The 12,485-nt window shown below is 55.7% G+C and carries 10 protein-coding genes; 1 reads left to right on the forward strand and 9 read right to left on the reverse strand.

The features are described 5' to 3' along the window. Positions 1–37: 37 nt before the first annotated feature. Positions 38–955: a permease-like cell division protein FtsX gene (gene ftsX, locus D7Z26_RS23200; protein ID WP_120979416.1), complete on the reverse strand. Its 918-nt coding sequence runs from the start codon at positions 953–955 to the stop codon at positions 38–40. Next, on the reverse strand, positions 945–1,631 hold the full coding sequence (gene ftsE, locus D7Z26_RS23205; protein WP_325050471.1) for a cell division ATP-binding protein FtsE: 687 nt from the start codon (positions 1,629–1,631) through the stop codon (positions 945–947). Before ftsE ends, ftsX begins: the two co-directional genes overlap by 11 nt. Positions 1,632–1,873: 242 nt before the next feature. On the opposite strand from ftsE, the gene D7Z26_RS23210 reads away from it, so the two are divergent. Further along, positions 1,874–3,358: a VanW family protein gene (locus tag D7Z26_RS23210; RefSeq protein ID WP_120979417.1), complete on the forward strand. Its 1,485-nt coding sequence runs from the start codon at positions 1,874–1,876 to the stop codon at positions 3,356–3,358. A gap of 725 nt (positions 3,359–4,083) precedes the next feature. Here the strand turns inward: D7Z26_RS23210 and argH are convergent. The 7 genes from argH to argC form a co-directional block, all read right to left on the reverse strand. Then, positions 4,084–5,505, reverse strand: coding sequence for an argininosuccinate lyase (argH, locus tag D7Z26_RS23215; RefSeq protein WP_120979418.1), 1,422 nt, complete (start codon positions 5,503–5,505; stop codon positions 4,084–4,086). Positions 5,506–5,643: 138 nt separating this feature from the next. Beyond that, a complete protein-coding gene (locus tag D7Z26_RS23220; protein WP_120979419.1) occupies positions 5,644–6,885 on the reverse strand; it encodes an argininosuccinate synthase in 1,242 nt (413 codons plus the stop codon). A gap of 84 nt (positions 6,886–6,969) precedes the next feature. Beyond that, positions 6,970–7,929 (reverse strand): ornithine carbamoyltransferase, encoded by a 960-nt coding sequence (argF, locus tag D7Z26_RS23225; protein ID WP_120979420.1) that lies wholly within the window; start codon positions 7,927–7,929, stop codon positions 6,970–6,972. A 60-nt stretch (positions 7,930–7,989) separates the two neighbouring features. Further along, entirely contained in the window at positions 7,990–9,180 is a 1,191-nt protein-coding gene (locus D7Z26_RS23230) for an acetylornithine transaminase (RefSeq protein WP_120979421.1), read from the reverse strand. 30 nt (positions 9,181–9,210) lie between these two features. Continuing rightward, the gene (gene argB, locus D7Z26_RS23235; protein ID WP_120979422.1) at positions 9,211–10,002 is read right to left on the reverse strand and encodes an acetylglutamate kinase; all 792 of its coding nucleotides are present in this window, start codon (positions 10,000–10,002) and stop codon (positions 9,211–9,213) included. 15 nt (positions 10,003–10,017) lie between these two features. Then, positions 10,018–11,247, reverse strand: coding sequence for a bifunctional glutamate N-acetyltransferase/amino-acid acetyltransferase ArgJ (gene argJ, locus D7Z26_RS23240; RefSeq protein ID WP_120979423.1), 1,230 nt, complete (start codon positions 11,245–11,247; stop codon positions 10,018–10,020). Positions 11,248–11,275: 28 nt separating this feature from the next. Further along, positions 11,276–12,328 carry an N-acetyl-gamma-glutamyl-phosphate reductase gene (gene argC, locus D7Z26_RS23245; protein WP_120979424.1) on the reverse strand — a complete coding sequence of 351 codons (1,053 nt, stop codon included), beginning with the start codon at positions 12,326–12,328 and terminating at the stop codon, positions 11,276–11,278. Between the last annotated feature and the right edge of the window lie 157 nt (positions 12,329–12,485).

A 12,485-nucleotide genomic window follows, 5' to 3' on the forward strand; every position in this document is an offset into this window, starting at 1 on the left:
AACGGGTTTGCCATCTCCAGCTATCGGTTAATTTAGATTAGACCTTCAAGTACTTGCGCACGGAAATCGTACTTCCCCACACGCCGAGCAGCGTGCCGAGTATGACGATCGTGCCGCCAACGAGGGTTCTGACCTCGCTTACCGTAGAGAAGCGGATCATATACAAGCCGACCGTTGCGCTCGTCGATTGAACGAGCTGGGAATAGCCGTATAGTAGGACCAGCGTGCTCAGGAACGAACCGCCGAAGCCGATGATCGCGCCTTCGATGAAGAACGGCCAGCGAATGAAGTTGTTCGTCGCTCCGACGAGCTTCATGATCGAGATTTCCCTGCGGCGGGCGATAATGGTCATCTTGATCGTCGTGGAGATCAGGAACATCGCCATGACCGCGAGGCCAAGCACGATGAACAAGCCGATATTGCGCACCGCGTTCGTAATGCTGAACAGCTTGTCGATCGTTTCCTTGCCGTATTTCACTTTGGAGATCGACTTGGACGGGTCCGTCGTATTGATCGCTTCGATCTGCTTGGCGACGAAACCGACCTTCTGCGGATCGAACACTTCGACTTCGAAAGCGTCGGGCAACGGATTGTTTTCCTTCTCGTAGCCGTCCAAAGCCGCCTTTCCTTCTTCCCCCATGCTGTCGCGGAATCTGGTCAGGCCTTCATCCTTCGATACGAAGGTTACCGATTTGACTTCGGGAATGCGTTTGATCGACCGTTCGATCTCGTCTTCCTTGGCTTTGGCGGTATCCACTTGCATATAGACGGTTATCTGAACTTGATTATCTAATTGATCCGCCAGTTTGTTCACGTTAAGCGCTAGCAGCATGAAGATCCCGAGTATGAACAAGGAAACCGCGATGGAACTCATCGACGCGAACGTCATCCAACCATTGCGGGCTACGTTCTTGAAGCCTTCGCGAATATGACGGCTAACGGTGCTAAATCTCATAGCCGTAATCCCCTTTCAGCTGATCACGAACGATAGAGCCTCGCTCGATCGCGATAACCCTTTTGCGCAACGTGTTCACGATCTCTTTGTTGTGGGTGGCCATGACGATGGTCGTGCCGCGGAAATTAATCTCCTCCAGCAGGTTCATAATGCCCCATGAGGTTTCCGGATCCAAGTTCCCCGTAGGTTCGTCGGCAACGATAACCGCAGGATTGTTAACGATCGCCCGGGCGATGGCGACGCGCTGCTGCTCGCCCCCGGATAACTGCGCGGGAAGACTGCTCGCCTTATGCTTAAGGCCGACGAGCTCGAGTACTTCCATCGTCCGGCGACGGATCATCCGGCGCGGAGTCTCTATGACTTCCATCGCGAACGCTACGTTCTCGAACGCGGACATCTTCGGGAGCAGCTTGTAGTCTTGGAAAATAACGCCGATGTTGCGGCGGACGTAAGGAATTTTGCGATGCTTCAGCTTGCCTATGTTAAATCCGTTAACGGAGATCTGCCCTTTGGTCGGCACTTCTTCCCGGTAGATCAATTTCATGAACGTGGATTTGCCCGCGCCGGACGGACCCACTATGTAAACGAATTCGTTGCGGTCAATAACGACATTGACGCCTTGCAGAGCGGTCGTGCCGTCCGCGTACGTCTTCCAAATGTCTTGCATTTCTATCACGGTATCACTTCCTGTTAAGATTCAGACTTTAGATACTTCGACATCATGCCTGATATTCCTCTCTTTGTCGATACGCCTGCTGGGGAATTCTGTCGTTTGGTGAGCTGAAAGCCTTACTGTGATTAGGCTTTAGGTAAATTTTAAGAAATTTCTAATTTTCCAGGAAAACCAAACGTTAAGAACGAGGTATAAGTAATTAGAAAGATTTGTAAAAGATACACACGGGAGCGGAGAGGGTTCGCATGAAAAAGGGTTGGATCATCACGAGCGTGTTACTGGTACTGATTGCGGCAATGACCGGCGTCGGAATCGGCGTTACGATGCAATTCGGCAACGACGATAAGCTCCCTGAAGGTTTTTCCGTCGGAGGCATGCCCTTAGGCGGCATCGAACCCGAAGTAGCGCTGTCGCGGATTCAGGCCCGTCTAGGGGAGTTGCGAGCTTCGAAAATCAGCCTGGCTTCGGAGTCGGCCGACGGCCAGGGAAAACCTATGGACAGTCTGACTTACGAGCAGCTCGGCTGGAATATCGAAGCATCCGAAGCAATCGGCGCAATCGAACGCTACCGGGATTATTCCTGGTGGGAGCGCGCCAAGGTACGATACTCCAAGGACTACGGCAAGACGGATTTCGGCGTGAACGTCTCTTGGGACGAGAAGGCGTTCAAACAAGCCGCGGGCAAAGCTTGGGGCTCCTTCGTAACCGGTCAACCCGAGGATGCGACGCGCACGATCGACAAGAACGATATCGTCGTCTACACCGAGGAGAAGTCCGGTCGCGCTCTGGATCTGGCGGCATTGTTCAAGCAAGCGGAACAGCTCTCGCCTAAGGGATTGGCGGCTACGGAAGACAACGTCAAATTAGAGATGAAGGTAACCGAGACGCAGCCGAAGATTACGGTCGCCAAGCTCAAGGAGGAAGGCATCGACCGCAAGATCGCCGAGTTCACGACCTCGTTCTCCACGAGCGGAGAAGGTCGTTCCCATAACGTGACGGTAGCGGCCAAAGCGTTAAACGAAACGTTGCTCATGCCGGACGAAATATTCGAATACGGGAAGATCGTCGCCAAAGCGGACAAAGAATACGGCTACAAGGAAGCCCCCGTCATTCTGAAAGGCAAGCTTACGCCCGGCATCGGCGGCGGCATCTGCCAAGTATCGAGCACGCTGTATAACGCCGCCTTGATGTCCGGGCTCGACATCGTGGAGAGGCGCAACCACTCGCTCGTCGTTCATTACCTGCCCAAGGGCTTGGACGCGACGTTCGCCGACGGCTTCGTCAACTTCAAATTCCGCAACTCCACGGGTACGCAGTTGCTCATCCGAACGGTCGTCCAGGACAAGACGCTCACCGTTAAATTATTCGGAACGATGCCGGACAATGTCTCCTACCGCACGGAAACCGAGGAACTCAAGGTTAATCAGCCGAACATCGTCTACGTCGCCAACAATAAACTCGCGCTCGGCAAACAGGACGTGCTGCAAAAAGGAGAACCCGGTTACGTGATCCAGTCCTATTTGGTGAAATCGGTAAACGGGGAGTTCGCCGAGCGCAAGAAGCTGTCCAAAGACACATATCGCACCCAGGACACGCTTATTGCGGTTAACCCGAACGACCCTAGACTGCATCCGGAAGGAGGCAAGACTCCCGCCCCATCTGTAACTCCCGAGCCGGAGGACGGCCTTCCCGGACCCGTCGGGGACGATAGCCCGGTCGAGCCGGTGTGAGAAGTTAGGGGAAGCCTGATTTTTAACCTAAAAAATAAACCGCCCTGTAAGCTGTAAGGGCGGTTTATTTAACTATGTTACCCATTCGTTTCACACCAACTCTAATAGGCATCTGCACAATCAACCAGATATTCACTTACGTATCCTGAAATAACTAACTTCTGGATTTATCCAACCCCGGAGTTAATCGATGTACTATCGTCGCTTTGCTTTGTTCGCATGCCGGCGTTTTGAACTTTTTTTATTTGTACTTAATATGCCAGCACCTGGTGCGCCAAAACCTGCCCCCGGAAAAAACCCGAGTCCCGAACCTGGGAGACCGAAACCAAATCCAGGGAAAAAACCAAAGCCTGAACCCGGGAAACCTAGACCAGGAACAATTCCCGGCGCACCAAAACCCGCTCCTGGGAAAAAACCAAGTCCTGACCCTGGTCCTCCGAAACCGAGTCCCGGGGCAAAACCAAATCCTGAACCGGGGAAGCCTATAGCCATTTCTCTTCCACCTCCATTACTATAATAGAATAATATATGGACGCGAGAAGCCAATTGATTGTATAAATGTCCTTAGGCGAAATTATAAGGCGGAAACACACAAACAATATATAACGAAGGACCACATGGGAGGAAACCATGTGGTCCTTTTCCGTCAAAACGCCCCCATTCACCCATCGTAGATGAATCGGGACGTTCGTCGTCCTTGTTGCCTAAGTTAGCAATAGTTAGCCTTACGCCAAACCGGATTTCACTTCGTACTCCGCGAGCCACGTTGCCGTATTGGACAGTTCCGCTTCCGCGCGGCCGATGGCGGCTTCGACTTGCGGCGTTGCCGTACCTCCGTAGACGTTGCGGGCGTTAACGACCGCTTCAGGCTGCAGAACGGCATAGATCCGATCGTCGAACAGCTGGGAAAATTGCTTGAACTCGTCGAGCGTCAGGTCGAGCAGGAACTTGTTCTGCTGAATGCAGTACAGAACCGTCTTGCCGATGACTTCGTGCGCCTGACGGAAAGGAAGGCCTTTGCCGACCAGGAAGTCGGCGATATCCGTCGCGTTCGAGAAATCCTGATCGACGGCGCGGCGCATTTTGTCCTTGCGAACTTTCATCGTCTCGATCATCGAGGCGAACAGCTGAAGCGCTCCTTGCAGCGTTTTTACCGTGTCGAACATGCCTTCTTTGTCTTCCTGCATATCCTTGTTGTAAGCCAGCGGGAGCGACTTCAGCACGGTGAGAAGCCCCACCAGGTTGCCGTATACCCGTCCCGTCTTACCGCGCACGAGTTCAGGTACGTCCGGATTTTTCTTCTGCGGCATAATGCTGGAGCCCGTGCAGAACGCGTCGTCGAGCTCGACGAACTGGAATTCCGTGCTCGACCAAAGGATCAACTCTTCGCTCAGACGAGACAAATGAGTCATGATCAGCGATGCGCCGCTCAGAAACTCGACGATAAAGTCGCGGTCGCTGACGGCGTCGAGGCTATTCTCGTACACCCGGCCGAAGCCCAGCTGCTGCGCCGTGAAATGACGGTCGATCGCGAACGTCGTGCCTGCTAGCGCGCCTGCGCCCAATGGCAATGCGTCGATTCGTTTGTAGCTATCCTGCAGACGCTCGATATCGCGTCCGAACATCGACACGTACGCCATCAGGTGATGCGCGAACAGAATCGGTTGCGCGCGCTGAAGGTGCGTGTACCCCGGAACGATCGTATCCAGGTTTTGTTTGGCTTGTCCGATCAGCGCCGCTTGCAGCTTCTGCAGCATGCCGACGAATTCGACGACCCGCTTGCGCAAGTACAAGTGCATGTCCGTAGCCACTTGGTCGTTGCGGCTACGTCCCGTGTGAAGCTTGCCGCCGACCGGGCCGATCTCGTCGATCAAAGCCTTCTCGATATTCATGTGGATGTCTTCATCGGATATGAGGAACTCTTGCTCGCCGTTCTGGATCCGGCGACGCACCTTCAGCAAGCCGTCCTTGATCTTCTCGACATCGTCCGCCGGAAGGATTCCGCACTTGCCCAGCATCGTTACGTGCGCCAAGCTTCCTTGGATATCCTCTTCGGCCAGCTCTTTGTCGAACGTAATCGATGCCGTATATTCTTCCACCAGCTGGTCGGTTTTTTTCGTAAACCGACCGCCCCATAGCTTACTCATGCTCGGAATACCCCTCTCGTCTGTATCGCGCTTAAACGGCAAAAGGGGAGCCCCGTTGACGAAGGTGCCTCCCGCATTGCCCCTCCTGGAGGGGGATGGTTCGGCAGGCTTCGCGCCCGGTTCTCCCTTTTGTCTTTATCACTTAATGCCGGAGGCGCCGGTAACTCCCGAAGATACCTTCAGGCGCAGCGCGTTCAGGCGGATAAAACCGGTAGCGTCGCCTTGATCGTACGCTTTCGTAGGGTCCGCTTCCATCGTGGCGATGTGCGGATTGTACAGGCTGACCGGACTCTTGAGTCCGGCGGCCATGATATTGCCTTTGTAAAGCTTCAGACGGACCGTGCCCGTCACGTTCTTCTGGCTTTCGTCTACGAGAGCTTGGATCGCGAGACGTTCCGGCGCGAACCAGAAGCCGTTGTAGACGAGGGAGCTGTATTTGGAGATCAAGGAGTCGCGAAGATGCATAACGTCGCGGTCCATGGTCAACGATTCCATCTTGCGGTGAGCGGTAAACAAAATGCTGCCGCCCGGAGTTTCGTACACGCCGCGGCTCTTCATGCCGACGAAGCGGTTTTCCACCATGTCGACGCGGCCTACGCCGTGTTTGCCGCCGATCTCGTTCAACTGCTCCATGATCGCGAGCGGGCTAAGTTGCTCGCCGTTGATCGCGACGCAGTTGCCGCCTTCGAAATCAAGCTCGATGTACTCGGCTTGGTCCGGAGCTTTCTCGGGCGAAACGCTGAGCACGTACATGTCTTCGACGTCGGACGCGCTGGAATCGAACCAAGGGTCTTCCAGCATGCCGCTCTCGAAGCTGATGTGCAGCAGGTTGCGGTCCGTGGAATACGGCTTAGCAGCGGAAGCTTGCACCGGAATGCCATGCTTCTCCGCGTAAGCGATCATCTCGGCGCGGCCCGGGAATGCATCGCGGAACGCTTCGAGACGCCAAGGCGCGATTACGTCGATGTTAGGAGCGAGCGCGGCCGCCGTCAGTTCGAAGCGGACTTGGTCGTTTCCTTTGCCCGTAGCGCCGTGGGCGATTGCCGTCGCGCCTTCGGCGATGGCGATCTCGACCATGCGCTTCGCGATCAGCGGGCGAGCGATCGAAGTGCCGAGCAGGTACTGGCCTTCATACAGCGCGCCGGCTTGGAACATCGGGTAGATGAAATCTTTCGCGAACTCGTCGCGAAGATCGTCGATGTACACCTTGGAAGCGCCGGTCTTGAGCGCTTTCTCCTCCAGGCCGTCGAGTTCGTCCTTCTGGCCGATGTCGGCCGTGAACGTAATGATCTCGGCATCGTACGTTTCTTTAAGCCACGTCAGGATGACCGAGGTGTCGAGGCCGCCGGAGTAGGCCAGGACGATTTTATTTTTTGCCATGGGATTAGAGCTCCTTTAATAGATATTCCAATTTGGATCATGGTGGTTAGTTTAAGACGCTCGTAGCGTGCTATTCGACGGAAGCTACATTATGGCGGCCATGACCGCTTTCTGCGCGTGCAGGCGGTTCTCGGCCTCATCGAAGATGACCGAGTTTTTGCCGTCGATGACGCCTTCGCTTACTTCCTCGCCGCGGTGCGCGGGCAGGCAGTGCATGAACAGATAGTCCGGCTTGGCGTATTGAACCAACGCCTCGTTGACTTGGTAGTTCTTGAACGCTTTCTCGCGATCCTTCTGCTCTTCCTCGAAGCCCATGCTCGCCCACACGTCCGTGTAGACGATGTCCGCGCCTTCGATCGCTTCGCGGGGATCGCGCAGGATGTCGATGCGGGAGCCTGTTTCTTGCGCCGCTTCTTTGGACTGCTTCACCGATTTCTCGTCCGGGTCGTACCCTTCCGGAGAAGCGCTGGCGAAGTGCATTCCGAGCTTGGCCGCGCCCATCATCAGAGAGTGAAGCACGTTATTGCCGTCGCCTATGTAAGCGACCTTCAGCCCTTCAAGTTTGCCTTTATACTCCAGCGCCGTCTGGTAATCCGCCAGCGCTTGGCAAGGATGCGATTGGTCGGACAACGCGTTGATGACCGGCACGGTCGCTCCGCGCGCAAGTTCAACGACGTTGCGGTGTCCGAACGTCCGAAGGATCATTCCGTCCAGGTAGCGGGACATGACCTGTGCCGTATCCCGGATCGTCTCTCCGCGCCCCATCTGAATGTCGTTGCGGCTCAAGAACAACGCTTGACCGCCAAGCTGGTACATCCCGACTTCGAACGAAACGCGAGTACGCGTGGACGATTTCTCGAAAATCATGCCCAAGGATTTACCCTTCAGCGGCTGGTACACTTCGCCCGCCTTCTGCTTGCGCTTCAATTCGATCGCAAGGTCCAGCAAGTACCGGATCTCTTCCGGCGTATAGTCGACTAAGCCTAGAAAGTCGCGGCCTTTCAGTTGCGCCGCGATTTGTTCCGGGTTAATTGCCGTCGTCATGGCAATCCCTCCTTCAAGTAAAACGGCTAAGCCGTTATCTCGTAATGTTTATCGTAATGTTTATGAGTTAGCGGTTTTGACCGCCGCCTGTTCCGTAAGCACGGCCGCGATCAAAGCGACCGCCGCATCGATGTCTTCATGGGATACGAGCAGGTTCGGCAGCAGGCGGATTACGTTCGGTCCGGCCGGAACGACGAGCAGTCCGCGTTTGTGCAACTCGGCGATAGCTTCCCCCGCAGGTGCCGCGCACACGATTCCGATTAACAATCCTTTGCCGCGAATGCTCGCGACGTTCGGAAGACCGCCCAGCTTCTCGTTCAATTGCTTCAGCAGATAGTCGGAGGCTTCCGCCGCCCGCTCTACCGCTTTCTCGCTAAGCATCGTCTCGATCGTAGCGATAACCGCCGACATGATGAGCGGCGTAGCCCCGAACGTCGTCGCGTGCGCGCCCGGCACGAATGCCGGCTTCACGTGCGCTTTGGCCAGCATCGCGCCGACAGGAACTCCGCTTCCTAGCCCTTTGGCCAGCGTGAAAATATCAGGCTCGACATCATAATGCTCGTAAGCGAACAACTTGCCCGTACGTCCCATGCCGGTCTGAATCTCATCGAGGATGAGCAAGATTCCGTGGCGGTCGCAGAGCGCGCGTACTTCCCGAAGGAAATCGCCATCGACCGGGATAACTCCGCCCTCGGCTTGCACGAGCTCCAGCATGATCGCGGCCGTCTTGTCGTTCACGGCTGCTTCCAACGCGGCGATGTCGTGTAACGGTACGTGACGGAAGCCTTCGGGCAACGGAAGGAAGCCTTCCTTGACCTTCTCTTGGCCTGTCGCCGTCAGCGTAGCCAGCGTCCGTCCGTGGAACGATTGGTTAAAGGTAATGATCTCGTAACGATCGTTGCCCTTCAGCTTCTGGTGGTAACGGCGAGCGATCTTGATCGCCGCCTCGTTCGCTTCCGCGCCGCTGTTGCAGAAAAACACCGCGTCGGCGCAGCTATGATCGACAAGCAGCTTAGCCGCTTTTTCTCCGTTCGGGTTGCTGAACAGATTAGAAACATGCCATAGCTGGTCGAGTTGCTGCACGAGCGCGTTCTTCACCGCGTCCGGCGCATGCCCGAGGTTCGTGACGGCAAGCCCGCTCATGAAGTCGATATACTCCTTGCCTTGATCGTCCCACAATCGGCTGCCTTTACCTTTCACCAATGTAATGGGGAACCTTGCATAGGTGTCCATCAATGCGCTGTCGCTCATCCCGATCTCTCCTTTTTCGTCCGAATTATTCTATTCCTTCACGATCCGCGTTCCGATACCGCCATCCGTGACCGCGCGGCTCAGCACGCGATCCGCGGAGCCGTCTACGATAAGCACTTCCTTGACGTTACCATGCAAGCAACACATTGCCGCCCGCACCTTCGGAATCATCCCGCCGTAGATCTCTTCGCTCTTAATCATCTCTTCGATATCAGCGAACGTTACGCGAGGCAGCACGACTTTTTCTCCGTTCACCGTGCGCATGATCCCCGGAACGTCGGTCACGACGATCATCGTATCCACGCCGAGCTCGGAAGCGACGGCGCCCGCGGCGGTATCCGCGTTGATATTATAGCGTTGTCCTGCTTCGTCGATCCCGATCGGAGCGATTACCGGCAAATAGCCTAGCTCGATAATGCCTTCTACCAGCGAAGCATTCACTCCGGTCACGTCTCCGACCAACCCGACTTCGTGCGCATTGGCGACGGGCTTCGCTTCGATCAACTTGCCGTCCGTGCCGGAAAGTCCGATCGATCGGGCTCCGTTCTGCTGCAGCTTGCGAACGATCTCCTTGTTGATGCGTCCCGCGAGCACCATCTCGACGACGTCCAGCGTCGCCTCGTCCGTGACGCGAAGCCCGTTCAGAAAGCGACTCTCGATGCCCAGCTTGCCTAACGTCTCGTTAATTGCCGGACCGCCGCCGTGTACGATAACCGGTTGAGTTCCGCTAGCCTGCAGTTTCCGCAAATCCTCGAAGAAAGCGTCCGGCAAAGCGGCCAGCGTGCTTCCCCCGCATTTCATGACAAAACGTTGATTACTCATCCGTATTCGATCTCCTTACGTCCGATAAGCGGCGTTGATGCGCACGTAATCGTACGTTAGATCGCAGCCCCACGCCGTCGCTTGACCGCTACCCATATTCAGGTTGACGTTAATGCCGACGGTATCGCCTTTTAAGTACTCCAGCGCAATCTCTTCGTCGAAAGGAATCGGACGCGACTGCTCAAGCACGAGAATGTCTCCCAGACGAATATCCACCGTGCCGATGTTAACCGGCTGTCCGGCCCGGCCTATCGCTGCGATAATGCGTCCCCAGTTGGCATCCGCGCCGTACACGGCGGATTTAACCAAGCTGGATCCGATGATCGTCTTCGCGATCGCCTGAGCTGCGAAATCGCTCTCCGCTCCGACAACCGTCGTCTCGATCAGCTTCGTCGCGCCTTCTCCGTCGCGCGCGATCGCCTTGGCCAGCTCCGCGCATACGTGCCGCAGTCCGTCCGCGAACGCAGCGAAGTCCGGATGTTCGCGAGTCAGTTCTTCATTTTCCGCCAATCCGCTAGCCATCGCCACCAGCATATCGTTCGTGCTCGTGTCGCCGTCTACGGTAATCATATTAAAGCTCACGTTCGTAACCTCGCGCAGCAGCTCCTGCAGGAGAGGAGCGCCGATTCGCGCGTCCGTCGTCACGAAACCGAGCATTGTAGCCATGTTCGGATGAATCATCCCCGAGCCCTTCGCCGCGCCCGCGATCGTCACTTGTCGCCCGTTCGCTTCCAGAGCGACGCAGCTGACTTTTTTCACCAAGTCCGTCGTCAGGATCGCCTGGCAGAAATCGTCGGAGCCTTGCACGTCGCTTCGCAGTCTTCCGGGAAGCTTCTCGATTCCCGCGTTTACGCGGTCCATCTTAAGCAATTCGCCGATAACCCCAGTGGAAGCCACCGCCACCTGATCCTTGCTTACGCCCAGCGCTTCGGCCGCGTTCGCTTGCATCACCCTCGCGTCCGCTTCGCCCTGCGCTCCCGTGCACGCGTTCGCGTTGCCGCTGTTCACGACGACCGCGCGGAGCAAACCGCCCTCGCCCAGTGCTTCCTTCGTCACCAGCAGCGGAGCCGCCTGGAACAAATTCGTCGTATATACCGCCGCAGCCGCAGCCGGAACCTCGCATACGATGACTCCGAGATCGTGGCGATCCGTTTTTTTCAAGCCGCAATGAAGACCTCCGGCCGTAAAGCCTTTGGGCGTCGTAACGCCTCCGCCTTCTACGATCGCATAACGTTGATTTCCCATGATCTTTCGTCGTTCCCCTCGTCCCGTATTATGGATATACCGGCGTGAATTGCAGGCCGAGCGTCTCGTCCCAGTTCATCAGCAGGTTAAGATTTTGGATCGCTTGGCCGGCAGCGCCTTTAACCAAGTTATCTGTGACCGAAATAAAGGTGACGCGTCCTGTTCTATCGTCGACGGAGAATCCAATGTCGCAATAGTTCGTGCCGAATACTTCCTTCGTAGCCGGCCAGCGGCCGTCAGGACGTATGCGCACGAATTTGCGTCCTTCATAGAATTGCCGATACAGCTCCACGAACTCCGCGCTCGTCCGTTGCTCGGTAAGCTTGGCGTACATCGTGCACATGATCCCGCGCGTCATCGGAACGAGATGCGTCGTGAACGTCGTGATGACCGGCTTGTCGGCCGCCTCGGACAATACTTGCTCGATTTCCGGAGTATGCTGATGTTTGTTGATTTTATAAGCTTTGAAGTTTTCGTTGATCTCGGAATAATGAGAGCTTAAGTTCAGCCCGCGCCCGGCTCCGGATACGCCGGATTTCGCGTCGATGATGATGCTGTCCGGATCGATCCATCCCGCTTTTACCGCCGGATACAAGCCCAACAGGGTCGTTGTCGTAAAACAGCCGGGATTCGATACGAAGTCGGTCTTCGCGACCTGATCTCCATATACTTCGGCAAGACCGTATACCGCTCGCTCGACGAGCGCCGGATCCGCCGGCTCGTGTTTGTACCATTGTTTATAGACTTCTCCGGATTTCAAGCGGAAGTCTCCGGATAAGTCGATAACTTTCAGACCGGCGTCCAAGAACTCCGGAGCCAGCTTCATGCTAACGCCGTGCGGGGTCGCAAGAAACACGACGTCCGCCTTGGAGCGGATCAAATCTACGTCGATTCCGTCCAACAGGTCGGTACGAATTTCCGTCAGATGAGGAAAGCCCTCTGCGATCGGGGTTCCCGATGCGGAAGAAGATATAACCGAAGTGACGGTAACTTTTGGATGAGATTGAAGCAAACGAATGAGTTCGACGCCGCCATAACCGGTAGACCCGACGATCGCCGCGCGAATATGAGATGAATTCATAACGACACCCCCATGCATAACGTCCATAACGCGCACATCGCGTATTTGGCAAACCTTCCTAATTGTAACGGATATCGACCCCGAAATGAAGCGAATAAGTTGACAAAAGACGTAACGCTCTTGGTAATGCTACAAATCGTCGCCCGTGTGACTCGTT

This window comes from Cohnella endophytica (genome assembly GCF_003628305.1).
Classification (GTDB): domain Bacteria; phylum Bacillota; class Bacilli; order Paenibacillales; family Paenibacillaceae; genus Cohnella; species Cohnella endophytica.